Genomic DNA, 25,111 nt, shown 5'->3' on the forward strand with positions numbered 1-25,111 from the left:
ATAGGCAGCATGTGTAAGCGCAGCAATGCGTTCAGCTAAGCTGTACTAATGGCCGAGGGCTTAATCACGTGGTACGGAGAACTCGAAACTTTTCGCATCACTCAATCGATAATTATCACTATTTGGTTGGTATCTTAACATGTAAATAGAGTCTCTTGGTGATTGGAGCGACAGGGGTACACCCGGACACATCCCGAACCCGATCGTTAAGCCTGTCAGCGCCGATGGTACTTGGTGGGTAACTGCCTGGGAGAGTAGGTCATTGCCAAGAGACTTTATTGTTTTAATGGAATGTACCCGGGCATAATGCCTGCCAAATTGACAGATTTCCATTGTTCGGTTAGAATTCTCGTCGACGTTAAAATCGCTCTTTTGGATGGATGGTGACCAAGACTATTATCGATGACTGATACAGGAGTGCACGTAATACCTGGCTCGGCTGAGAGCGTGAACGTCAGCCGGGTTTTTTTGTCCCACCGCCCGGCAGCCAGGATACCAGAATGGTAAGGAGGTGAGGAAGTTGACCACGGTAAATCTACGCCCGAACGAGTCGCAGGACGCCCTGCTCAAGCGCTTTCGCAAGAAGGTAGCTAAAAGCGGTATCTTGAGCACGGTCCGCCGCAAGCGCTGGTTCGTTTCGAAAAGTGAGTTACGCCGCATTCAGAAGAAAAAGGCCATTCGCCGCATCAGGCGAAAGGAACGACCAGACATGGATTAAGCTCGTTTGAGCGAGTGGTTCTGCTTCCTTAATCAGGCGCGGAACAGTTAGTCAGGAGGTATGCATGGCGAAAGAGGAAGATAAGATTGTTGTCGAAGGCACGGTGATTGAGGCCTTGCCTGGGACGCAATTTAAAGTACGCCTGGAGACGGGTCACGAAGTCTTGGCATATCTCTCAGGGAAAATGCGCAAGTATTATATTCGCATCCTATTGGGAGATAGTGTGCGGGTGGAAATGTCACCCTACGATCTCACCCGCGGACGGATCGTTTACCGCCACAAGAAGGCTCACGAAGGCGAACCCGAATCCTTCTAACCTGCATATCGCATGAGCATTAAAAAGCAAGAGCGGGCGCGCAGCGCCCGCTCTTTTGTTTTAATTCGATACCGGGGTTAGATAAAATCCGGGTTGAAAGAGTTGAGTACCTTCATATAGTTAGCGCGCTCAAAGGCGGCTGGTTCTGCCACGGCACCTTGGCTCATGCTACCCCGCATCTGATGCACCGAAGAATACTCGTGCTCGGTCATCCAGGCTTCCATCCCCGAGAGGATTTGCTGTACTGCCGGGGTGCCACGCTTCAATAGGGCTGAGGTGGTCATGGCCACATTGGCACCCGCCATAACGGCCTTGATGGCGTCTTCGGAGGTGTGTACGCCGCTGGTCAATGCCAGATCAGCCTTCACCTTGCCGTACAGGATGGCAATCCAGCGTAGGGGCAGGCGCAGCTCATCCGAGTTGCTCAGCACCAGGTGCGGCACCACTTCCAGGTTCTCCAGGTCCATGTCGGGCTGGTAGAAGCGGTTGAACAGCACCAGACCGTTCACCCCCGCTTCCACTAGGCGGCTGGCAAAGTGCGGCAGGGCGGTGAAGAAGGGTGCCAGCTTAATGGCCAGGGGGATGTGGATCGAAGCTCGGATGTCGCTGACCAGCTGGAGATAGTTATCTTCGATCTGGCTGCTGGTCAGGTTGGGATCGACAGGCAGGTAGTACAGGTTGAGTTCCAGCCCATCCGCACCAGCCTCCTGGATCTTGCGGGCATACTCGATCCATCCACCCGTAGAGACGCCGTTCAAACTCCCCAGGACAGGGATGTTGACCGCATTTTTGGTCTTTTCCAGGGTTTCCAGATACTTGTCGGGTGCCAGGCTGAATTTGCCGATGTTCGGGAAGTAAGTGAGCGCTTCAGCGAAAGATTCGGTGCCGCGGTTGAGAAAGTGATCCAATTCCAGGCTTTCGTGGATGATCTGCTCTTCAAACAGTGAATACATCACCACTGCAGCAATGCCCGCATCTTCCATGCGTTTCACATTGGCAACCTTTTCAGATAACGGGGAAGGTGAAGCTACCAGTGGATTTTTTAGGTTAAGTCCGAGGTAAGTGGTTGTGAGGTCTACCATGATTTTTCTCCTTTGTGGCCCTGGGTTATTCGTTGCCGTCATTATTCCCGTAATGCATGGCTGCCATCTGCTTATATAAATCCCAGCGTGATTTAACATCCTGCTGGGCTTGTTTCAGCAGCATTTCGGCTCGTTCTTCATCAGTCTGGGTCAGCATCTTGTAACGCGGCTCATTGTAGGCGTACTGCTCCAATGGGATGGAGGGATCCTTTGAGTCAATCGTTAAGGGGTTCTTGCCTTCTTCAACCAGCCTGGGATTGTAGCGGTAGAGCGGCCAGATACCTGATTGGACAGCCAGTTTCTGTTGTTCTAATCCCCTGCGCATATCAATGCCATGGTTGATGCAATGGCTGTAGGCGATGATCAGGGATGGTCCGTCGTGTGCATCAGCTTCCAGGAAGGCATTCAGGGTCTGCTGATCGCTGGCTCCCATGGCCACACGCGCGACATACACATACCCGTACGACATGGCGATTAACCCCAGGTCTTTTTTCGGCATCCCCTTGCCGTTGGCTGCAAATTTCGCCACGGCACCCCGCGGGGTGGATTTTGAGCTCTGACCGCCGGTGTTGGAATACACTTCGGTGTCTAGCACCAGCATATTCACGTTGCGGCCCATGGCTAAAACGTGGTCCAGGCCACCATAGCCGATATCATAGGCCCAGCCATCACCACCCAGGATCCACACGCTCTTGCGGACCAGCAGGTCGGCCAGGCTGAGTAGATCGCGGGCGCGCGGGTCCTTCACACCATTCAGGCGGGTCTTAAGCAGGTCAACCCGCTCGCGCTGTTCCTTAATCCCCGCTTCGCTGGTCTGGTCGGCATTCAGCAGGCCAGTTACCAGTGGCTCCCCGACCAGGTTGGCAAGCTGGGGGAGCAGCTCACGGGCGTACTCGTTCTGCTTGTCGATCGTCAGGCGGAAGCCGAACCCAAACTCGGCGTTATCTTCGAACAGCGAATTCGACCACGAGGGACCACGCCCGTCCCGGTTGACCGTCCAGGGGGTGGTGGGCAGGTTACCGCCGTAAATGGACGAGCATCCGGTGGCATTGGCCACCAGCAGGCGGTCGCCGAACAGCTGGGTGAGCAGCTTGACGTAGGGTGTCTCGCCGCAACCGGTGCATGCCAGCGAGAACTCAAACAAAGGTTCAAGCAGCTGGGTGTTTTTCAGGGTGCGCAGGTTGATTTGTGCTCGGTCCACAACCGGCAGAGCCTGGAAGAACTCCCAGTTAGCTGATTCTTGCTCGCGCCGGGGTAGCTGCTCAACCATGTTGAGCGCTTTGCGACCCACCTGGCTCTTGTCTTTTGCAGGGCAGGTTTCCACGCACAAGGCACATCCGGTGCAGTCTTCTGGAGACACCTGGACGGTGTACTTCGTGTCGGGGAATTCCTTGAACTTGGCATCCATCGACTTGAAGGTTGCGGGGGCATTCGTGAGCTGCTGTGGCTCATAAATTTTCGCCCGGATGACTGCATGCGGGCAGACGAAGACACACTTCCCGCATTGGATGCACAGGTCCGGTACCCATTCGGGCATCTCGAGCGAGATGTTGCGTTTTTCCCATTGGGTTGTGCCCAGTGGATAAGTTCCATCCACGGGGAAAGCACTCACCGGCAAGTCGTCACCTTCCAGGCCGATGATCTTACCCAAGACATCCTTCACGAATTCAGGAGCTTTTTCTGGCACTTGCGGCCGGCGAGTGATCGTGCTGGTCACCGATTTGCCTGCCAGGTTAACTTCATGTAGGTTAACCAGCGTCTGGTCAACTGCGTTGTAATTCTTCTTGACCACTGCCTCGCCAAATTTTGAATAGCTCTTCTTGATACCTTTTTTGATCTGGGTAATGGCCTCATCGCGAGGCAGCACACCGCTGATGGCAAAGAAACAGGTCTGCATGACGGTGTTGATGCGCACACCCATGCCGGTCTGCTTGGCCACTTCATACGCGTTGATCACGAAAAAGCGCAGTTTTTTCTGCAGGATGGTCTGCTGGACCTCGCGCGGCAGGTAATCCCACACTTCATCGGGTCCGTATAGGCTGTTCAGCAGGAACACGCCGCCGGTCATGGCGAACTTGAGCACATCGAAGCGCTCGAGGAAGTTGAACTGGTGACAGCCCACAAACTGGGCGTGGCTGATCAGGTATGGCGCATGGATCGGCTTGGGGCCAAAGCGCAGGTGCGAGATCGTGTTGCCCCCCGACTTCTTAGAGTCATACACGAAGTAACCCTGGGCGTAGTTGTCGGTTTCCTCGCCGATGATCTTGATCGAGTTTTTGTTGGCGCCTACCGTGCCATCCGCACCCAAGCCCCAGAATACGGCCCGCGTAATTTCAGGTGTTTCGATATTGAAACTGGGATCAAATTGCAGGCTGGTCATGGAGACATCATCCGTGATGCCCACGGTGAAGTGATTCTTCGGCTCGGCCTTGCTCATCTCATCGAAGACACTCTTGACCATCGCAGGTGTGAATTCTTTGGATGAAAGCCCGTATCGACCGCCGATAATTTTGATTTGACGGCCGCCTTCATAAATTGCATTCACCACATCCAAATAAAGCGGCTCTCCAGCTGCTCCAGGTTCCTTGGTGCGGTCAAGCACAGCCACAGTCTTAACTGTCTTTGGCAGGGCATTCAGCAGGTGCATGTTGGAAAATGGGCGGTAAAGGCGTACTTTTATAACCGCCACCTTCTCTCCCTGCTTGTTCAGGTATAAAGCAGTTTCACCCGCGGTTTCCGCGCCGGAACCCATCAGGATGATCACGCGCTCAGCATCGGGAGCTCCGACATAATCAAAGAGGTTATATTTGCGCCCGACCGTGGCAGCAAATTTGTCCATCACTTTTTGGACGATTTCCGGGCATGCGCTATAATAGGGGTTGACCGCCTCACGGCCCTGGAAATAGACATCTGGGTTTTGAGCGGTTCCACGAATCATGGGGTGGTCAGGCGAAAGGGCTCGGCTCCTGTGCGCGCGGATTAGCTCGTCAGAGATCATCGTGCGAATTTCATCATCGCTGAGGATCTCGATTTTATTGACTTCTGCGGAGGTTCTGAAGCCGTCGAAGAAGTGCACGAAGGGTACGCGGGCTTCCAGGGTGGAGGCCTGGGCGATCAGTGCGAAGTCATGGGCTTCCTGTACCGAGTTGGATGCCAGCAGGGCAAACCCGGTCGAGCGGGTTGACATCACGTCGGAATGATCCCCAAAGATCGACAGGGCGTGCACGGCCAGGGAACGGGCTGAGACGTGGAACACCGTCGAGGTGAGCTCACCGGCGATCTTATACATGTTAGGGATCATCAGCAGCAATCCCTGCGAGGCAGTAAAGGTGGTGCTCAGGGCACCTGCCTGCAGCGCGCCATGAACGGCCCCCGCTGCACCCCCTTCAGATTGCATCTCGACTACCAATGGGATTGTCCCCCATAAGTTGGGGCGCTTCTTGGCTGACCATTCGTCGGCATACTCTCCCATTGTGGATGACGGGGTGATGGGATATATTGCGATCACCTCGCTGGTCTTGTGGGCAACATAGGCAGTCGCCTCGTTGCCATCAATATTGGCGGTATGTTTTTTCATTAACAATGCTCCAGTTTTGGAATACGCACTTAGCGTTAGTTATATAAATGATACCCAAGAGACTAACTAACTAGTTTAGCCGTACCAGGAGGAAACAGACAGTTATATATGGCATAAAAAACACCTGTCCCCTGTCATATTTCAATTTCAGCTGGTGAGTGGACTGGTTCATGAAAATTTGCCTGGCAAAAAACTGCCGCATAAAACTGTGCTATACTTTACTCATGAGTGAGAACCAGCAGAACTGGAATAATTGGGCGCGTGCATTGCATCGCTGGGGTGTGGAGAATGGAGTGGCTTCACTGCTTGAGATCGCTGGCTCGCTCAATGTGCTGCTGGCGCAGGTCCTGTATATCAGTCAACCGGTGCTTACCGGGGCGGTCTCGTCCAGGTCACTGCAAGCCTTCGCACAGGTGCTCGAAGACCCTGAAGATCGACGTCAATTTATCGCCATTTTGAGAGAGGTTTCCACGCGTGGAACAAGCGCTTAGTGCTCTCAATACCTACTTAGCTCTGGCGCTGATCTTGGCAGGCTTGGGTTTAATTTTGTTCTTCTATCTTGCACCGAATATCCCCAAGATCACCCTGCGCACCATCCAGGCCTTCTCCCATTTTCGCCGCGAAGTCGATCTGGCCGTGGAGGCCGGCAAGCGCCTGCACATCTCGCTGGGTCGAGGTTCGATCAATGACCTGCAGGGTGGGGCGGCTTTACTTGGGCTGACGATCCTCGATCGGTGTGCCCGGGCTGCCTCGAATAGCGACCGCCCTTCGGTTGTGACGTCTGGCGACAGCGTGGTCACTGTCTTGAGCCAGGATACACTGCAAAGCACCTTTGGCAGCCTGGCTGCGGAGCAGCGATACGATCATACTAATGCCCGCCTCTCTGGCCTCACCCCCATGGCGTATGCGGCGGGAGCCTTGCCTGCAATCCATGACGAGCAAGTGTCTGCCAATATCCTGGCGGGTCATTTTGGAACCGAGGTGGCTTTACTGACCGAAGCGGCTGAGCGTAGCCGTTCACTGACAGTCGGTGGGACGGATAGCATCTCAGCCCAGGCCGTCCTGTATGCAACGTCTGACGAGCCCCTGCTGGGCGAGGAGCTGTATGCCTCCGGAGCTTATCTCGGGGAGGATAAAGTCCATTCGGCCAGTTTGCGTATGCAAGATATCCTGCGCTGGGTGATCGTGGGTGCCATTTTGTTCGGTGCTATTCTTAAATTATTGGGAATCCTGGCATGAAGAAGGTTTTGCCGATCACCAATGCGGTCATTGCCATCGCTGCCGGGGCATTGGTCTTATTAGGGTATTTTTTCCCGGGCTTTTTCGGCAAAATCCAGTCCACCTTGATCGGCTGGGCCATCATCCTGGCCGGGTTTGCGGTGCTATTGGGGATTTTTAACCTGGCAATGGTACATTGGAAGAAAATCACCAGCCATGATAAGAACCAGGGGTATAGCATTGTATTGCTGGTATCGCTCGTCCTCACCATCCTGCTGGTTGGCATCAGTGGTCCCACCGGCTCACTGTCACTGTGGATATTCAATACCTTCCAGGTACCAGCCGAGATCAGCCTGCTAGCAGTATTGGCGGTTGTCCTGATCTATGCCGTAGCGCGCTTGCTCTCCAGGCGACCGAAATGGTACACCATCTTGTTCCTGGCAACCGTGCTGTTGGTTTTACTGGGGTCCGCACCCCTCTACTTCTTAGGTGAGATAAACATCCTCAGCACAATCCGCGCATGGTTAGCCCAGGTACCTGCAGCCGCTGGGGCGCGTGGCCTATTACTGGGGGTTGCCCTGGGAACTGTCGCGGCCGGCCTGCGCATCCTCATCGGAAGTGATCGCCCGTATGGTGGATGAATAGATGGCTGAAATCATTTGCCCACTGTGCGGAAAGCCCAATCCAGAAGAGCTGGATGAGTGCAAATATTGCCAGGCTCCGTTAAAATCGGGTGGTTTCATTGCCTCCCCGGAGGGGGACGATGAAATTGCCAGGATATTTTCCGCGCCTCAAGAAGATCAAAAACCTGCGGAAAAACCTTCAGCAGTACCATTTACCCCTGAAGGCCTGGAGGAAGCGATCCCCGATTGGCTGAAGGAGACCGAAGCTGGTTTCCTCGCCTCAGTTGAACCGAAACCCCCTGAAGAAAAGCCTAAAGAATTCACACCGGACGAGATTTCAGCCCAAATCGATGCATTGATCAGCCCACCTTCATCGTCTGAAGAGTCAGCTAAGAAAAGTGTTGATGACGAATGGCTGGCTAGCTTGCTCAACGAAGCCGGGGTGAGTGAAACGGGTTCGGATGAAAGCTTGAGTGAGCCAGAAGAGGAACCTCTTGCCGAGCAAGAACCTGCGCAGGAGGAAGAGGCTATTAGTGCACCAGCCCTTCAAGAGCCGGAAGAGGAATCGCTCCCACCCGCTGTTCCTGCCGAAAAGCCTGCCTGGCTGACCAACCTTGAGGCTGCCTCGACCATTAAGCTGGAAGGCGGCATCACTCAAGCTGAGGAAGGGCTGCATGAGCCCGTGGCCGAAGAACCTACTGAGCAAAGCGAGCCCGAACCGGCTGAACCACCTGAGTGGTTAACCAAATCCATGCCGGAAGGTGCGCCTCCCGCGTCTCAGGAACAAGAAGGAGGCCTCAGTCCTGCCGAGCTCCCCGGTTGGCTGGAGGCCCTTCGCCCCGCTGAGGTTTTAGAGCCCAGTGGACCAGTGGAGGATGTTTCGACCGCCGATCTTGTCACAGCTGGGCCGTTGGTTGGGTTGCGTGGGGTGATCTCATCCCATCCGTCAGCCATTCGCGCCCGGAAGCCGCCCACCTACTCTATAAAACTGCGCGTCACCGATGAGCAAAAAGAGCGCGTGGAGCTGATGGAGGCCCTGCTGGCTGATGAAGAAAAACCGACCCCGCTTCCTTCGCAGCCTGTCATAAGCTCCCGCAATATCTTCAGGTTGGTGATCGGTCTGGCGTTATTATTACCGATCCTCTGGGTGATCATCATGGGTAGTCAAAACGCTGCCCAACCTCAAGCCAGCAGCCTCCCCGGGCTGGATGATTTTACGCTGGAAATCCAAAAGCTACCCTCCGGGGCACCCGTGTTGATCGCATTTGACTACGAAGCTGGTTTTTCTGGGGAGCTGAACCTGGCCATCACCAGTGTGCTCACCCAGCTGATCAATAAAAACGCCTACCTGACCCTGGTGTCAACCAGCCCATCCGGACCGGCATTGGGCGAAAGCATGGTCAAGGCGGTTTACTCCGGTTTAGTTGGGAATTCCCAGGCTTATACAGATTATGCTGACCTCGGCTATATTCCCGGAGGAACCTTGGGCCTGCGCGGCCTGGCGACATCGCCGAAGACGGTCATGCCTTATTCATTGAGTGGTTATGATGTTTGGGCTGCCCCGCCGTTAAATGCCATCATGAGTATCCAGGATTTTAGCGCGGTGATCATCCTGACCAATGATGCTGACACTGCCCGTATCTGGATCGAGCAGGTAGGTACGCCCTTGCGTCAGAGCGGCCGGCCGCTTTTATTCGTGTCGAGTACACAGGCCGAACCGCTAATCCTGCCATATTACCTGTCCGCGCCAGAGCAGGTTCAAGGCATCATCTCAGGCCTGGCGGGAGGCATAGCCTATGCAAACTCGGTTGGCAGTCTCCCGCAAAATGGTGCCTGGGATGCCTATAGTATTGGCATAAGTGTATCGATCGTTGTCATTCTCGTCGGGAGTATCGTCAGCGGTGTAGGCAAGACGCTGCCCTCCAGTAAGAAGAAGGAGAACTAGGCCCGATTATGTTAGCGCAGATCAGCCAGCTGGCAGATCCGATTGGAGCGATCATCGGTTTTATCCTGACGATCATGGTGCTCAGCTATATCATAGGCGACAATTTTCTTTTCCGCCTGGCGATTCACATATTTATTGGTGCTGCATCCGGGTATGCTGCCATCTTGATCATTTACAACGTACTTTGGTACCAGGTACTCGTGCCGATCCTCCAGATATTTGCCACCGGTAACCTGGATGGTTTGCTGCCCTATGCGGTCCAGGTTGCTCCCGCTGTCCTCCTGGGTCTTTGGATGATGACCAAGCTGTCTCCCCGCCTATCCCGCTATGGAACCCCGGTCCTGGCTTTCCTGACCGGTGTTGGGGCCGCCACGGTGATTGCCGGTGCGGTAATGGGCACGATTTTCCCCCAGGTTGGGGCTTCCGCTAATCTGCTCAACAAAAATTACGCCCCTGCTGAGATGAGCAGCATCGTCGGGTGGTTTATTAACGGGTTGGTAGTTATCGCCGGCACCGTTACCACGCTGATCTACTTTCAATTTGGCCTGAAGCGCCGGGAAGACGGCCTGCCTGCCCAACGACCGGTTGTTTTGGAATACTTATCGACCGTTGGTCAGGGTTTCATCATTATTACCCTGGGAGTCCTGTTTACTGGGGTGTATCTTGCTGCTCTCACGGCGTTGATTGATCGGATCGGTTATCTTTGGAATGTCATTATGCGCTTTTTCTAATGTGAAATCGTTATGCCTACCTCACTCATTGATGCTGACTCAGTCCTGGCGATAGAAATTGGTACGGTTAACACACGGGTGATTCTTTTCGACGTGGTGGAAGGTCGCTATCGTTTTCTGGGGCAGGGTAGTGTGCCCACCACCATAGGTGCTCCCAGCAACGATGTCTCCGTGGGTGTGAAAGCCGCTCTAGACCAGCTGCATGATATTACTGGTCGGGTGTTGTTTAACGCTGAAGGACAGCTGGTCATCCCCTCACAGCCCAGTGGGGTTGGTGTGGATGCCTGTGTGGCGACGGTATCTGTTGGACCTCCGCTAAAAGTAGTGGCGCTCGGTCTGCTGGAGGATGTTTCGGCAGAGAGCGCAAGAAATCTGGCTTCCACCACATATGCCAGGGTAGTCGAAACGATGAGTTTGAACGACCGGCGAGATACAGTGCAGCGTTTGGATTGCATCCTGCAAGCCCATCCCGATCTGATCGTTGTAGCCGGCGGCATGGAGGGTGGTGCCACGAAATCGGTGCTTAACTTACTCGAAGCAGTTGGATTGGCTTGTTACCTGATGCCAAAGGACCTGCGCCCCGAAGTGCTTTATGCCGGGAATTCTGCCCTTGTGAAGGATGTACAGGAATCCATCGGCAGCCTGGTGAATTTACACACTGCCCCGAACGTTCGCCCCTCCTATGAGAGTGAGCAGCTCACCCCTTCTCAGCCTGCCCTGGCACAGGTCTATCGCCTGGTACGATCGCGGCAAATCCGGGGCATCCTCGAAGTGGATTCGTGGACTGGCAACCATTTATTGCCGGCTGCAACTGCCTTTGGCCGTACCATCCGTTACATTAGTAAGGAATATGCCAAGTCCCGTAAGGGAGTGTTGGGTATCGATGTGGGTGCTTCCGCCACGACAGTTGCTTCGGCATTTGCGGGCGATTTGCGCTTGAGTATTCACCCAGGGCTTGGTTTGGGTGAAAACCTGCCCGAAATACTCGATATGTGCTCCCTGAGTGATGTTACCCGTTGGGTCATGGTCGACGTCCCCGATAGTTACGTGCGGGATTACATTTATCACAAAGCACTCTATCCCTCTAGTTTGCCCATTTCACCGGAGGAGCTGGCCATCGAGCAGGCGATTGCCTGCCAGGCTATGCACCTGGCGGTGAAGCAGGCCAGCAAGGCCTATCCTGCCAATGTGCCCGGCACACGGTCCAATCTACTTCCCTGGTTTGAGCCGATCATCGCCTCAGGCAGTGTGCTGACCAAAGCACCCAATCGTAGCCAGGCGTTGTTGATGGTCGTCAACGGATTGCAGCCCACCGGGGTTACCACGGTAGCGCTTGACCGGAACAATCTGGCCGCCTCCCTGGGTGCCACGGCAAGTGTCACCCCACTGTTGACCATCCAATCCTTGGATGCCACGAATTTTGTAAATTTGGGCACGATCATATCTCCCGTTGGCACTGCCCCGCTGGGTACGCCCATCCTGCGCGTGCGCATGACAAACGACAGTGGAGCTGAGTCGGAGCAGGAAGTACGACACGGAGCGCTGGCTGTGTTTAAACTACCCGCAGGCCAGGCTGGAACCCTCCACCTCACCCCGCTGCATAAATTTGACGTTGGTATGGGAGGGTTTGGCAGAGGTGGCACGGTAAAAGTAATCGGTGGTGCCTTGGGCGTGATTATCGATGCGCGCGGCCGCCCCCTACGTTTACAAGCGGAGCCTTCCAGGCGCCGGGATTCCCTCAATAAATGGCTGGCTGCCGTCAGCGCGGGGCAGGCATAATGGCATTCTTTGTGCACCCAACTTCTAATAGTCAGTTTTGTGCAGGGCTTGTTTCGGAGAACTAAGCATGCAGGCACCGCTTACGCATTTTATTTCAGCAGCTGCGATCCAACGGGAGAGGCTAATGCCTGCCAGCGGGCGAATCGTTGCCAGGCGTGGTCAGCAGGTTAACCCGAACGATGTTGTTGCTGAAGCCATGCTCCGCCCGGAGCATTTGGTGCTGGATATTGCCAGAGGTTTGGGTCTGTCAGCCAATGATGCTGACCACTATATCCAGCGTCGGGCTGGCGATGAGGTTGGTGAAGGGGATGTCATCGCCGGACCAGTTGGGCTCGGGCGACGGGTAATTCGCACGCCCCGCTCTGGCACCGTGGTGATCGCCGGGGGTGGCCAGGTATTGCTGGAGCTGGAAGGCGAATTCACCGAGCTGCTGGCAGGCTATCCGGGGACAGTCGCTGATATTGTAGGTGATCGAGGCGTGCTGATCGAATCGACTGGCTCTCTCCTCCAGGGGGTATGGGGGAATGGCAGGATCAATTATGGGTTATTGAACCTCCTGGCGCACGCACCTGAGGATGAGCTTACCACCGGGATGATGGATGTGAGCTTGCGAGGCTCGGTGGTCATGGGAGCGTATTGCGGAGACGAAAGAGTCCTTCAAGCTGGTGAAGAGCTTCCCATTCGCGGCATGATCTTAGCCAGCATGGATTCTGCGTTGTGCTCAATCGCCAGGGGTTTAAGTTATCCCATTGTGCTCCTGGAAGGTTTTGGAAAGCTAGCCATGAACCCTGACGCGTTCAACATCCTGGTTTCAGGCTCGCGCAGGGAGGCGGCTTTAATCGCCGAGCCGTGGGATCGGATCAGGAATACCCGCCCCGAAGTGGTCATCAGCCTGCCAGAAGGCGTGCGCCCCGAGATACCCGCCGAATCGAAACCTTTTGCCAGCGGGCAAACCGTTCGGGTGATCAGCCCACCTTATAAATCGATGGTAGGTACATTGACCAATCTGCAGGCCGGTTTATCGGTCTTGCCGAGCGGGCTTCGCGCGGAAACAGCCGGTGTTCGTCTGGCGAATGGTGATATCGTCCAGATTCCCCTGGCTAATCTTGAGGTAATTAAGTGAAGGTCGGGTAGAATAGGGTTGTGTGAGGAGAGCGAACGATGGCCTTTACAGACATGAACGACATTGAAAACGAGTTGGGTGAGGAAAAGCCGCCAGAGAGGAATGGCAACCGCACATTTCTGATCATCGCCGGCACTTTAGGTGGGATCATGGTTTTGGCACTGCTCTGCATCGCCGGCCTCGCCTTATATCGCTACTTGCCCAGCCAACAGGCAGCCCAGGTGGCAAAAGCTACCCAGGCTGCTCAAGATACAGCTGTGGCGCTCTCTGCCAGCCAGACAGCTTCCTTACCAACCGCCACAGCTACACGCCGCCCTACATCAACCCCCACCAACACTCCCATGCCTACCAATACACCGGTCGTCGTAATCGTTCCGACCAAATCACCGACCATGGATGTGGCTGTAGCCACCCGCAATGCCTTGCTCACCCAAACTGCGGTTCACTCAATGGTCACCATCACCTCGGCGGCGCCTACCAGCACCGCACCTATCAATGCTACTTCAGTGTCTCAGCAACCCACCTCAACCTTGCCCAGAGCTACCTCAACAGCCCTGCCAGGCACTGGTATCGCTGACGAGTTGGGCACTCCTGGACTGGTTGCGGCAGCATTTGCTCTGGTGTTGGTGATCTTTGTTGTACGCAAGTTACGCACCGCTCTCTAGCAGGATTGCCCATTAAACACAAATCGGGATCCATCAATAAAAAGGATCCCGATTTTTTATTTTTTTTCTGCTATACCACCAGGGTAGCTATCTTTTCACCGTATCCCAGTAGGGCCCGCACCATTTCCGGGCTGCGTCCCTCGGCGTATACCCTCAACACCGGTTCTGTGCCGGATGGCCGGATGAGCATCCATGAGCCATCTGCAATCATGTACTTGACCCCATCTACGGTGGATATATCGCTTACTTTTTCTCCGCCAATCTCTGCCGGTGCTTCTTCCACCAACATACGGCTCATGACCTGCTTCGAGACCGGATGGCTTAAGCGCAAGTCAGTACGTTGATAAAAAGAGGGACCTACTTCCCTCAGCAAATCTTCCACTAGCTCGTAAAGGGTCACCCCCGATTCTGCCACAATCTCGAGCAGCAGCAGGCCCATGATAATCCCATCGCCTTCCGGGATATGCCCATGGAAGGATATACCCCCCGATTCTTCCCCACCAATCAACACATCGCCCTTGAGCATGTAATCGGCAATATGGTTGAAACCAACAGGGGTCTCATACATGGGAAGATCGTAGCGCTTTGCCAGCCGGTCGATCATGCTGGTGGTGGAGACGGTGCGGATGACCGGCCCACGCCAGCCGCGTTTTTCAACCAGGTATCGCAGAGACAATGCCATGATCCTATGTGGATCGACGAAATTTCCCCGCCCGTCCATTGCTCCGATACGGTCGGCATCGCCATCGGTGACTAACCCCAGGTCGCCCATCCCCATGCTGATGGCGCTGGCCAGCGCTCCCAGGTAGCGTCCGATTGGCTCGGGATGTACCCCACCAAAGCCAGGGTTAAGCTCGGCACGTATCTCCTGCACTTCACAGCCGGTACCCTGCAGGATGCCCTTGATCACCCCTCGTCCTGAGCCATACATTGAGTCAACCACCACACGCTGTGGGTGTTCGGCAATCAGGTCGAAGTTGATCAGCTTGCGCAGGTGGTCATAATACGATGGAAGGGGGTTAAAGCGCTGGATGAGACCAGTCTGGCGCGCCTGATCAAAATCCATCTGGTTTGGACCACGGCTACGCTCCTCGTTGTCATTCAGATAGACTTCCACTCTGCGGCACTGTTCGGGCAGTGCCGAGCCGCCGTAAGCGGCTTTCAGCTTCACCCCGTTGTAGCGGGGTGCATTATGCGAGGCAGTGATCATCACACCGCCGATGGCACCTTGCTGGCGTACAGCGAATGAAATGACCGGCGTAGGCGCATCGGATTGTGCTAGCAATACTTTGTAACCATTTGCAGCCAGCACCCGCGCCATGTCGGCTGCGTAGCGGTCGGAGAGGAAACGTGTATCAAAACCCACCACCATCTTGTGCATGTCAATCTCGCTTAAGTCGGTATTGCTATTCAGCCAATGCTCTGACCCGACTGCATCCGCGATTGCCTGGCCCACCAGGCGCAAGTTGTGAAAGGTGAACGTATCTGAAATGACTGCCCGCCAGCCATCGGTTCCAAAATGGATGGGCATGAAAACATCCTCCTGTTTGTAAATAGGGTGGGTTTATTCTATCACAAGCTAATCTCTCAGCTGGAGATACCACCAATACCCCGGCTCATCGGAAGCATTGATTCAAAAGAAAAGCAATGTTCATGCTAGAATCAGGTTATGCCCGGTAATCACCAACAGCTGATCGCCATACTCCAAAAGCTCAGCTTATTTGCTGGCCTGAACGATGGCCAGCTGGAGCAGGTGGCTGGTTATATCCACCCTTTAAACATGAAGGAGGGTGATACCCTTCACCTGGAAGGCACGAAATGCCCATTTTTTATTATCGTTTCGGGTAAGCTGCGTTTCACATCCCTTAAGAAGGGCATCGAGATTGGTGGTTATTCCTTGAGGGCAGGCGATTTTTGCGGTGCCGATGTCGTGCTGCGGGGAAAACCTCAAACATTTAACCTCACAGCCTTGCAACCTGCTTTGTTGTTCAGCATCCAGGTGGATAGGCTGCGTTTATTGGTCAATGCCATCCCATTGCTTACTAAAAACATTAAAAAGCAGGCGGCCTGGTACACCCTAATCCATTCAAAGCCATTTGCCTGGCTGGGGGAGGAAGAGACGGTAAAGGTTATCTGCCGTAAACATCCAGCCTACCTGTTGGTTCTGGAGCTTGGGCCATTGCTGGCATCTTGGGCTGGGTTGTTGGTGATCTTGTTTGCTTCGCAGCTAGCTACCACTTCATTCCGTGTGGTGGCGGGCTGGTTTGGCGCAGCGGTGGTGGCTGCCGCTTGCCTTTGGGCGATATGGCGGTTTTATGATTGGGGCAATGATTATTACATCCTCACCGATGAGCGCATCGTCTGGTTGGAGCGCACGGTGGCTATATATGACAGCCGGCAGGAAGCACCCTTGGTGGCGATTAAATCTGGAGAGACCAAATCGGGCCTGGTCGGGCGCTGGTTGGGTTATGGAGACCTGATCAACGAGACATTCATGGGGCAGATATTTTTCCGCCACATCGGGAATCCCGCTCAAATCAAGAGCCTGGTAGATACGGAGCGCAGGCTGGCCCTCGAGCGCCAGATGTCAACGGATATCCATACCATCGAGGGAAAGATCAGAGAGAAAATCGAGCCATCCCAGGCAGCTACCGTGCCTGTCAACGTGAATGATCAAGTCATGGAGACGCAACCCAACACTCCCTCCCGGCAGGAGACTCAGTTCCTGCCGGAGAAAATCTCATTCTGGCAGGCCTTACTGGCGCGTTTCCAAATGCGTCGCGAAGTAAACGGGGTGATCACCTACCGCAAGCACTTCTACATTCTGTTTCGAATGACCCTTGTACCGGCCGGTTGCACGCTGGCTGCAATCTTTGCCACCAGCCTGTTGTATGCCTGGCGCGTGCAGGGCTTAATCAGTCTATGGTCCCCAGGCACAATCCTGCTCGCGGGTGTTGGGTTAACGGTATCGGCTTTCCTGTGGTGGTTGTATAAATTCATCGATTGGAGCAATGATATTTACCGGCTCACCCCTGAAAAGATCATTGATAGTGAGCGCAAGCCCCTTGGAGATGAGATCACTAAATCCGCTCCACTTGAAAACATCATCGGTTTGGATTACGAGCGGCTCGGTTTTTTGGGTGTGGTGCTGAATTTCGGCAATGTGATGATTAATATCGGCACCGAAAACAAATTTATTTTTTACGGCATCCATAATCCAGCCAGGGCTCAGAGCGATATTTTCCAATACATGTTTGAACGGCGTCGCAAGAAGCTGAAGTCAGATACCATGCAAGAGCAGGAACGCGTCTCCAGCTATATTGCTGCCTACCATCGCCAGGTGGAAGACCTGCATCGACCGAAAGAACCTCCCCAAATTTGACCAAATTAGGGTAAAATATTCGCCATGACTGTCAGAGAAATTGTTGCACTCCCGCAGGCCATCCTGCGGCACAAAGCTCATAAAGTAAGTGATTTTGGACCCGGCTTCCAATCGCTTGTGGATGATATGGTGGAAACCATGCGCCAGGCGCCTGGTGTCGGCCTGGCTGCCCCTCAGGTGGACGAGTCCCTCCGCTTAGCCGTGATCGAATTTGGTGATGAAGAGGACGAGGAAGTGCCGCCGAAACTCTATGTGATAGCCAACCCCCAGATCACACGCACATCTTCCGATACGCTGGTGGGCACTGAAGGCTGCCTGTCTATCCCAGGCATCCAGGGGGATGTGGAACGCTTTGCTGCAGTCACGGTGAAAGGCTTGAACCGCCAGGGCAAACCGATGACGGTCAAGGCCAAAGGCTGGCTGGCGCGCATTTTCCAACACGAGATCGACCACCTGGATGGGATTTTGTTTGTCGACCGGGCAGAAAAGGTCTGGCAGGCTGCCGAGCACCAGGGTCAGGTCAGTCCAGACCGGGTATAAGCTGCTCTAAAGCTAGTTCTCTCCATTTATTTGCAACTGCTCTCTTTGATATAATCTAGGTAAGTTTGGAAATGCCACGGCCACCCAAATCCGTGGCATTTACATGATTGTCTGAGGCAATGCAGCTTACCCATCTATCATTGACTAATTTCCGCAACTTCACCCGCCTGGATATGGATGTGCCCGGTGGGACGGTCATGTTGGTGGGCGATAATGCTCAGGGCAAGACGAGCCTGCTGGAAGCGATCTATTTTCTGGCGACCTTGACATCATTTCATGCCAGCAGCGACAAGCAGCTGATCAATTTTATTGAAGCCCGGCAGAACCTGGCCGTCGGGCGTATCGTCGGCGATTATACGCGCGGCAGCGAACATCACCGCCTGGAAGTGCGCATCATCCAGGAGCCGAATGGTCAAAATGGCAGCACCCATCTGCGCAAGGAAATTTTGCTGGATGGGGTGAAGCGCAAAGCCGGTGAAGCCATTGGTCAATTTAATGCAGTGCTATTTCTGCCCCAAATGATGGGAGTGATCGAGGGCGGTCCAGAGGAGCGGCGGCGCTACCTCAACCTGGCTTTGGCGCAGGTCATTTCACATTACCAGTCTGCCCTGGCTGAATATAATAAGGCTCTTCTGCAGCGCAATGCTCTGCTCAAGCTGCTGTTCGAGCGCAAGGGGGATGTCTCCCAGCTCGAGTATTGGGACGATCAGATCGGCACCTTTGGGGCCCAGATCATCCATGCCCGCATTCGGGCGGTGCAGGAGCTGGAGAAACTGGCTGCCCGTACCCATCGTGAGCTCACCCACGCCAACGAGATCCTGCGTTTGAGTTACCAGCCGGCTTATGATCCAGTACCCCAAAAACCTGGTCAGCTGGCCCTGTCTCTGGATGCACCGGTCGACCGCAGTGGCTTTACGGTGGAGCAGATCCGCAGAGGGTTCATCGACTGTTTGCACAAACTGCGCTCTGAAGAGATTACCCGGGGTGTTACCACCTTTGGGCCACATCGCGACGAGCTGCGCTTCCTGGCGAACGGGATCGATCTGGGCACCTACGGATCGCGCGGCCAGGTGCGCTCTGCAATTCTGGCGCTTAAGATTGCTGAGGTAGCCTGGATGCATGCCAAAAGCGGTCATTGGCCCGTTATGCTGCTCGATGAAGTGCTGGCGGAGCTGGACACTCAGCGCCGTTATGACCTCCTCGAACGGCTGACTCAGACGGAGCAGGTGTTGTTGTCCACTACCGATTTGGATTTGTTCACTCCTGAATTTGTCCATCAGGCCGTTGTCTGGCACGTGGCCAATGGCAGGGTGGAAAAGGATTGATGAGGGGTTATAGAGGTTGCTTGGCAGGCATGCCCACCTTACGGGGGTAGGCAGCGGGGGTGGCAGCAACTTTATCGATCACCACCAGATAGCGTTCTTCAACCACGCCGGGCAGGGTGACCGGCAGGAGCTGGCGCAGGTGTCCCCCCAGCATGCGCAGGGCATGCTCGGCAGCATGGGCTTCGGCCGGGCCACTTTCGCCTTTCATTGCCAGCACCGTGCCTCCCACGCGCACCAGGGGTAGCAGATATTCTGCCAGGACGGGCAGGATGGCAACCGCCCGGGCGACCGCCCAATCATACTGTTCACGATAATTCTGGTCCTGCCCTAACACCTCGGCGCGTTCCTGGACGACCTCCACCTCGGGTAAGGCCAGGATCTTCACCACGTGCCGGCAGAACTCTGCTTTTTTCCCAACCGATTCCACTAAGGTTAGCTGAACCTTCGGATACAGGATCTTAATCGGGATTCCCGGGAAACCTGCCCCGGTACCAACGTCAATAAACCGCCCAAAGGCCGATTCACGCATCACTAGCAGGCAGGTAAGCGAGTCAAGGAAGTGCTTGATATGAATTTCATGCGGGTTGCGGATGGCGGTCAGGTTGAAGCGTGTATTCCAATCCAGAAGCTCGCGCTCATACAGCGACAGGGCGGCTAGTTGGGAACGTGTCAGGTGAATGTCCAGCTTTTGCTGGGCATATAGAGCCAATTCCTTCATTGTTTAGATTATACACGCTCCATCTGCCTGGCATGAAGCTTGCAACACCGCTGGTCATGAGCCTTCGAGGGAACCCTGGCATGCATCTTGTGAAGATGTTTCTCCGCACGGTTGCGCTGCTGGCATTGCTGATCCTTGCTGATGTTTCGGTCGCTCAAGGGGATAATTTGCCAGATTCTGCCAATATTGCCAGTGTGCACGGGCACCCACAAAAACATTCCCTTTCATGTGAAGCCCGCTCTGCAGCCGACCTGGCTGCATACTGGGGTATTAGCTTGGGTGAAAATGAATTCCTGGGGGTTCTACCGCGTGCCGATAATCCCGAACAGGGTTTTGTGGGCAATCCGGACGACCCCTGGGGTTATATGCCTCCCCACAGCTATGGTGTGCATGCTGGCCCGGTGGCGCAGACCCTCGGGGAATTCGGGTTGCAGGCCAATGCCCATAGCAACCTCGGTTGGGATGACTTGCGGGGAGAAATTAATGCAGGTCACCCGGTCATCGTGTGGGTCATTGGGCAGATGTGGCCAGGGAACGTGGTGGAGTACCAGGCCCCTGACGGCAGCACTTCGCTGGTGGCTGCCTATGAGCACACCATGATCCTCATCGGCTACAGCTCCGATAGTGTCCAGGTCCTCGACTCCTACTCGGGTCAATATCAGACCTACCCCCTCAGTACATTCTTACAATCTTGGGCGGTGCTTGGCAATATGGCCGTCTTCAGCTCAGGTGAGCCACCTGTCGCCGCGTCTGCTCCAGCGGAGGCTGCCCTAACACAACCCGCCACAACGGAGCCCGCGAGTGAGACCTATACCGTGCAACCCGGTGATTACCTGACCAAGCTGGCGATACATTTCGGCACCACCTGGCCGGTGTTAGCCGAGTTAAATGCGATTCCGTATCCTTATGCGATCTACCCGGGCCAGGTGCTGCAGCTGCCTCCTGCTGCGGTTGTTTTAGCACAGCTGGATAACGCCGCCCCTTCCCCCGAGCAATTGCTGGCTGAACCGGTGATCGAGGTGGTGAATTTCGAAGTGCGCCTGCCGCTTGTGGTGCGCGATCAGGATGTGCGTACTACTCAAACCACGGCTGGCCTCTCCTCGTCGACCAAACCTACCCAGGGTAACAATGCTCCCACGCCACCGGATAGTGGAAACGGGCCTGCCAACCTTGCGGTGGATTGGACATTGCTGGCCCACTTGAGAGAGATGGTTTTCCCTTCATTGGTTAAACCAACCGATGCCCTTGTGCTCAGGTAAAGCCTGACAAGCACCTGGACGAGGATATTCTCATCGCTATTTGCCAATAAAATATAAAAGCTGCCTGGTGATTAGCCAGGCAGCCCTTGATTTTAGAAACACCTATGCTTCAGGGGATGCCGGAGGGGTTGGCTTTGGCCTGCGTATCTTTCGGACCAGAGCTACAATGCCCCAGACAATCAGGCCGATCGGTACGAAGATAATCAGCAGGACGGGGACATATAGGATGATGGCACGTATAGCGAAATTCGTCAGCGACTGCAAGGCGTGGATCAAAGACTGCAGGGCTTGCTTGGCCACCCCACCAGGCTGCCAGCCGGCAATGGTGATGGGCTGCATGGCGGCATTAGCGATCAGCTGTACGGAGATGGAAGATAGTGCGGCTGACTGCTCATAATACTTCATCTGGCCCTTGATCAGCTCTATCTGTTCGCGCACCGACACCAGCTGTTGGTAAACCGAGAGGACATCCTCAGTTTTAACTGCTGAATCCATGATTTCCTGGAGCTGATTTTCAGCCGCTTGCAGGTTTACCAGGCGTGAATTCAGGTCGGTGTACTCCGCAGTCACATCCTGGCTTGATTCGTTTTCGCTGATGATCGGTTGGGTGGTTTCAGCCTTGATGGTCGTCAAGGCTTCCGCCAGGCGTTCGGCTGGTACCCGGATGGCCATGTTAACTTGTGGGACCTTCACACCATTCTCCAGGCTTTGTTGGTACATGTCGGCGTTGACGACGAATCCCCCCATCGCTTCAGCCATGCGTGAAATGTTGTCCATTGATTTGAGCGGATCATCCACTGCCATGGACAGGGTCGCGTTCTTGATCACCAGCCGTTCGATATTCGCAGTTGGCTGATCTAGGGCGTACGCACTTTTATCTGCGGATGGTTGGACTCCCTGGACCGATTCATTCACCGTTATCCCGCTTACTGAAGGTGCCTCAGCTACCCTAAGGTTTTGAGCTGCAGGGGAACAGGCGCTCAGTAGCAATCCGAATATTACCAGTGCAATCGAGATTTTTTTTATCATTGGCTCCTCCTTAGATGAATGACTAGGCTTAAAACGTCCCCGGTCATGCTATTGTTCCCCATCCACGATTTGATATTACAGATTCTACCAACCTGCCGAAAGCCTGCTAATATGCCTCTCAGGCAAGTTCTCACGGCGCATGCGCTCTTGCACGTCCTGGATATCATAGCTCACCCGGTGCCACTCCCAGGTTAAATCATCCATATTGAGGATGGCATAAGCGGAGCGCGCATCACGGTCGCGCGGCTGCCCGACCGACCCTGGGTTGAGGATGGCCCGCGGGGCCAAGGTCATTTGTGAGACGTGTTCAGGCACGATCAGCTGGGCGGTCAGCCGGTCGTCAGGCAGGTAATATAACACTGGCAGGTGTGTGTGGCCAACAAAACAGTAGGGGGTGTCGAAGAACTCGAAGCTGATCGTGGCAGAACGGGTATCCAGCAAATATTCCCAGATTGGTTTGAAAGGGCTGCCATGCACCAGGGTGATATAGTCGAGTTTGATCCGCTCAGGTAGGTTTTTTAAATACTCCATGTTGGCCAGGGTAAGGCGTTCCTGCGTCCATAGGACGGTCTTGCGTGCGTCCGGGTTGAAAGCATCCACTTCGATGGCCCCCACTGCAGCGGCATCGTGATTCCCCATGATGCACTGCAGGTTGCTGAGCCCGCGGATACGCTCGATGCATTCGTTGGGGTTAGGGCCATAACCGACCAGGTCCCCCAGGCACCAGGCGGCGTCGAACTCCCCGGCGTCCGCTAAAACTGCTTCGAGGGCATTGAGGTTCGCATGAATATCAGAGATGATTAGGGTTCGCATGGGTTAATGGTAGCATGATTTTTAGCTTTGAGCAATCAACGACTGGTTATCAGCTTTGTTAGGACAAACCCTGGAATTATGATTTGGATGATTAATTGATTACTATGATTATGAGAGAAAATCATAGTCCATCATCAAATCATTCCAATCATAGTTCAGACCATTCTCGGTGGCCCTTGGCGCAGGCGAGCAGCTGCGTCTTCTTCGCTTGTCTCCCATAAGCCTTCGATCCACCAGGTGGCCCCCGCTTCTGCCCATTGGTTGACCTTTTCAATGGCTTCTTCCTGGTTAAGCTCAGCGCGGTTTCCTTCAACCACATAGTCAAATGGTGTGGTCAGGCTTCGGTTGGCATCGATGTAATCTTTCATCTGGCGCAGGTCAGTCGGGGTAACGGCCTCAAATTCGCCTGTGCTGTTCATCTTCTGAGGCAACAATCCGTCGCACTTGAGGATGCGGCGCATCGATTTCATGCGCGGCCAGATACCCGGTACCCACATGGGGATGCGCGGCTGCTGGATGGGCTTTGGGGGATAGTAGCTCTCATCCAGCTCGGTTAGCTTAATGTGGTAATGCTTGCCATCATAATCGAACGGTATACGCTGGAAAAGCAGGGTCAGGATGTCGATGGTCTCGTCCAGCATGCCGGCGCGGGCTTTTTTATCCGTTGGCTCATCGGGGAAGGCTTGCCAACCCATCCAGACTGCCCCGGCACCGAGGCCGAGTATCAGGCGGCCGTCTGATAGTTGATCCAGGGCAATTGACTCGCTGGCCAGTTTCCACGGGCGGCGCAAGGGCACTGGGATAACCATGGTGCCCAGGCGGATGCGCTTAGTGGTCATGGCTGCCGCTGCCAGGCACACCATCGGGTCTTCTAGCCAGATGGCATCTCCCAGGAAGATGCCATCCCAACCCGCTTCTTCAGCGATACGCGCCAGACGGGCAGCCGCTTTTGCGCTGCCGTAGGGCAAAGCAGCTCCAAATTTCATGGCATCCTCCTGTTCAGGTCGGAGCATGTGCTCTTTGGGTTAAAATTACTGGGATCCTGCCTGAAAGCACCTGTGCCCGGGTCAAACGCCTGCTGTGGTCAATGAATCCACCAGCTTGGAGATCAAGGCCGTCAGCTCGGGGTAGCTGACTTCAAAGTGGCAGATGGCATCATCCAGGCGACCAACGATACCCGGGTGCACATCCAGTGGAGCTTCTCCCGAACGCTCAAGCAGATCGCGAATATCCCCATCGATGTCCTTTAATAACTCAGTACCCTTTTCGTCAACCTGTTGGAGGTTATTAATCTCATCATGCAGTTGTTGGAGAAGATCGCGTGATTTATTGTCGTTCATTGGGATTTATCTCCTTTACATGAGGAATGATTTATTCTAGCATTAAATGAGCCTGGTGGGGGTGTTTCTGGCTTCCGGGTTGATCATTGCTCCCCGTCCTTGAAATGTTTTGTCCAGCACTACATAAAATTGGAAAGCTAATCGGTTTGAGAGGTAGGTTGCCACACCTGGTAAAGTCCCAGGCGGCCGTTCTCGCCGTCCGAGAGGAAACTGTCGAGGATGGTAAACCCGGCTGCATGCGCCAGATGCTCCAGTTCAGTTTCAGAAAAATGATGTACATAGCGTAGGCCTGTGCCACCCTGCCTCCAGTCCAGCAGGTAATCTCCCGGGTCGAGATCGTTTGCGGATAAACCGACGGTCTCCCAGGGTAGTACCCGGGCAGCCAGGCGGGAGCTGTTCAAAAACTGCCATTCGGAATGAATGAGGCGCCCCTCAGGTGCAAGCAGAGAGTGTGCTTTGTTCAGGATTTGCTGGCGAGTTTTTGTGCCTGGAAGGTGGTGCAGCACGGCAAACGCCAGGATGAAATTGAATCGGCTGCCTGCCAGCCCAGCATCCCATGTAGCGCTTGATAGGTCGGCCAGTTGGAAGTGGAAATCAGCTGGCTGGTCAGCTGCAGCTTGCTCAAGCAGGGCAGGTGAAAAATCTAGCCCGGTGTAGGCGCCCGCGTGGCCACAGCGGGCCAGCTCATGGGCCAGCTCTCCGTTCCCGCAACCCAGGTCAAGCAAGTTAGCGGACGGTTCCACAAGCTCAAGAATGCGTAGCACTCCTGGCTGCAGCCGGTGGCGGGTTGCTGAGAAGGGCACGGCGAAGGTCTGGTAGAATTGCCGGTTGAGGTCAAGCAGGAGTGAAATGGTGGTAGGATTCACGTTTGTATTGGTTCGAAGCTCTGTAAATATTATAGCCTAATCAGCTATTCAGGTTTAGCAGG

The 25,111-nt window shown here is 54.6% G+C and carries 23 protein-coding genes and 2 rRNA genes; 16 read left to right on the forward strand and 9 right to left on the reverse strand.

Going from position 1 to position 25,111, the window contains the following annotated elements; translation table 11 throughout:
* The 4 genes from C3F13_18605 to C3F13_18620 all read left to right on the forward strand — a co-directional run.
* Positions 1-68 (forward strand): 23S ribosomal RNA (locus C3F13_18605); the annotation flags it as partial.
* An 86-nt stretch (positions 69-154) separates the two neighbouring features.
* A 5S ribosomal RNA gene (gene rrf / locus C3F13_18610) occupies positions 155-271 on the forward strand.
* 249 nt (positions 272-520) lie between these two features.
* A complete protein-coding gene (gene rpsU / locus C3F13_18615) occupies positions 521-718 on the forward strand; it encodes a 30S ribosomal protein S21 (protein ID PWB49417.1) in 198 nt (65 codons plus the stop codon).
* Positions 719-782: 64 nt separating this feature from the next.
* A complete protein-coding gene (locus C3F13_18620) occupies positions 783-1,034 on the forward strand; it encodes a translation initiation factor IF-1 (GenBank protein ID PWB49418.1) in 252 nt (83 codons plus the stop codon).
* 77 nt (positions 1,035-1,111) lie between these two features.
* On the opposite strand, the gene C3F13_18625 is transcribed toward C3F13_18620, so the two are convergent.
* Both C3F13_18625 and nifJ read right to left on the reverse strand, forming a co-directional pair.
* Positions 1,112-2,116, reverse strand: coding sequence for a dihydroorotate dehydrogenase (locus C3F13_18625; protein ID PWB49419.1), 1,005 nt, complete (start codon positions 2,114-2,116; stop codon positions 1,112-1,114).
* Positions 2,117-2,141: 25 nt separating this feature from the next.
* The gene (gene nifJ, locus C3F13_18630) at positions 2,142-5,693 is read right to left on the reverse strand and encodes a pyruvate:ferredoxin (flavodoxin) oxidoreductase (protein ID PWB49420.1); all 3,552 of its coding nucleotides are present in this window, start codon (positions 5,691-5,693) and stop codon (positions 2,142-2,144) included.
* 170 nt (positions 5,694-5,863) lie between these two features.
* Between nifJ and C3F13_18635 the strand changes: the two genes are divergently transcribed.
* The 8 genes from C3F13_18635 (at position 5,864) to C3F13_18670 (ending at position 13,777) form a co-directional block, all read left to right on the forward strand.
* Complete coding sequence (locus C3F13_18635; protein ID PWB49421.1) at positions 5,864-6,184, forward strand: hypothetical protein; 321 nt, start codon at positions 5,864-5,866, stop codon at positions 6,182-6,184.
* Positions 6,168-6,932: a hypothetical protein gene (locus C3F13_18640; GenBank protein PWB49422.1), complete on the forward strand. Its 765-nt coding sequence runs from the start codon at positions 6,168-6,170 to the stop codon at positions 6,930-6,932. Before C3F13_18635 ends, C3F13_18640 begins: the two co-directional genes overlap by 17 nt.
* The gene (locus tag C3F13_18645; protein PWB49423.1) at positions 6,929-7,552 is read left to right on the forward strand and encodes a hypothetical protein; all 624 of its coding nucleotides are present in this window, start codon (positions 6,929-6,931) and stop codon (positions 7,550-7,552) included. Before C3F13_18640 ends, C3F13_18645 begins: the two co-directional genes overlap by 4 nt.
* 4 nt (positions 7,553-7,556) lie before the next feature.
* Entirely contained in the window at positions 7,557-9,479 is a 1,923-nt protein-coding gene (locus tag C3F13_18650; protein PWB49424.1) for a hypothetical protein, read from the forward strand.
* Positions 9,480-9,487: 8 nt separating this feature from the next.
* Positions 9,488-10,210, forward strand: coding sequence for a hypothetical protein (locus C3F13_18655; protein PWB49425.1), 723 nt, complete (start codon positions 9,488-9,490; stop codon positions 10,208-10,210).
* Between the two features lie 12 nt (positions 10,211-10,222).
* Positions 10,223-11,989 (forward strand): hypothetical protein, encoded by a 1,767-nt coding sequence (locus tag C3F13_18660; GenBank protein PWB49426.1) that lies wholly within the window; start codon positions 10,223-10,225, stop codon positions 11,987-11,989.
* 67 nt (positions 11,990-12,056) lie between these two features.
* Positions 12,057-13,112 (forward strand): hypothetical protein, encoded by a 1,056-nt coding sequence (locus C3F13_18665; protein PWB49427.1) that lies wholly within the window; start codon positions 12,057-12,059, stop codon positions 13,110-13,112.
* A gap of 38 nt (positions 13,113-13,150) precedes the next feature.
* Positions 13,151-13,777 carry a hypothetical protein gene (locus C3F13_18670; protein PWB49428.1) on the forward strand — a complete coding sequence of 209 codons (627 nt, stop codon included), beginning with the start codon at positions 13,151-13,153 and terminating at the stop codon, positions 13,775-13,777.
* Positions 13,778-13,847: 70 nt separating this feature from the next.
* On the opposite strand, the gene C3F13_18675 is transcribed toward C3F13_18670, so the two are convergent.
* Positions 13,848-15,308, reverse strand: a complete 1,461-nt coding sequence (locus C3F13_18675; protein ID PWB49429.1) for a phosphoglucosamine mutase — start codon at positions 15,306-15,308, stop codon at positions 13,848-13,850.
* A gap of 138 nt (positions 15,309-15,446) precedes the next feature.
* Here C3F13_18675 and C3F13_18680 point away from each other — a divergent pair, with 138 nt between their 5' ends.
* The 3 genes from C3F13_18680 (at position 15,447) to C3F13_18690 (ending at position 19,024) form a co-directional block, all read left to right on the forward strand.
* Entirely contained in the window at positions 15,447-17,159 is a 1,713-nt protein-coding gene (locus tag C3F13_18680) for a hypothetical protein (protein ID PWB49430.1), read from the forward strand.
* Positions 17,160-17,183: 24 nt separating this feature from the next.
* Positions 17,184-17,699: a peptide deformylase gene (gene def / locus C3F13_18685; GenBank protein ID PWB49431.1), complete on the forward strand. Its 516-nt coding sequence runs from the start codon at positions 17,184-17,186 to the stop codon at positions 17,697-17,699.
* A 119-nt stretch (positions 17,700-17,818) separates the two neighbouring features.
* Positions 17,819-19,024, forward strand: a complete 1,206-nt coding sequence (locus C3F13_18690; protein ID PWB49432.1) for a hypothetical protein — start codon at positions 17,819-17,821, stop codon at positions 19,022-19,024.
* A 7-nt stretch (positions 19,025-19,031) separates the two neighbouring features.
* Here C3F13_18690 and C3F13_18695 read toward each other — a convergent pair whose 3' ends face one another.
* Positions 19,032-19,742 (reverse strand): 16S rRNA (guanine(527)-N(7))-methyltransferase RsmG, encoded by a 711-nt coding sequence (locus C3F13_18695; protein ID PWB49433.1) that lies wholly within the window; start codon positions 19,740-19,742, stop codon positions 19,032-19,034.
* Between the two features lie 32 nt (positions 19,743-19,774).
* Here C3F13_18695 and C3F13_18700 point away from each other — a divergent pair, with 32 nt between their 5' ends.
* Entirely contained in the window at positions 19,775-21,001 is a 1,227-nt protein-coding gene (locus tag C3F13_18700; GenBank protein ID PWB49434.1) for a hypothetical protein, read from the forward strand.
* Positions 21,002-21,103: 102 nt separating this feature from the next.
* On the opposite strand, the gene C3F13_18705 is transcribed toward C3F13_18700, so the two are convergent.
* The 5 genes from C3F13_18705 to C3F13_18725 form a co-directional block, all read right to left on the reverse strand.
* A complete protein-coding gene (locus tag C3F13_18705; protein PWB49435.1) occupies positions 21,104-22,030 on the reverse strand; it encodes a hypothetical protein in 927 nt (308 codons plus the stop codon).
* Positions 22,031-22,114: 84 nt separating this feature from the next.
* Positions 22,115-22,843, reverse strand: a complete 729-nt coding sequence (locus C3F13_18710) for a metallophosphoesterase (GenBank protein ID PWB49436.1) — start codon at positions 22,841-22,843, stop codon at positions 22,115-22,117.
* A gap of 155 nt (positions 22,844-22,998) precedes the next feature.
* Positions 22,999-23,856: an LLM class flavin-dependent oxidoreductase gene (locus tag C3F13_18715; protein PWB49437.1), complete on the reverse strand. Its 858-nt coding sequence runs from the start codon at positions 23,854-23,856 to the stop codon at positions 22,999-23,001.
* 54 nt (positions 23,857-23,910) lie between these two features.
* Entirely contained in the window at positions 23,911-24,183 is a 273-nt protein-coding gene (locus tag C3F13_18720) for a hypothetical protein (protein PWB49438.1), read from the reverse strand.
* A gap of 137 nt (positions 24,184-24,320) precedes the next feature.
* The gene (locus tag C3F13_18725) at positions 24,321-25,082 is read right to left on the reverse strand and encodes a hypothetical protein (protein ID PWB49439.1); all 762 of its coding nucleotides are present in this window, start codon (positions 25,080-25,082) and stop codon (positions 24,321-24,323) included.
* Positions 25,083-25,111 lie beyond the last annotated feature (29 nt).

The sequence above is a fragment of the Anaerolineales bacterium genome (genome assembly GCA_003105035.1).
GTDB lineage: Bacteria > Chloroflexota > Anaerolineae > Anaerolineales > UBA4823 > FEB-25.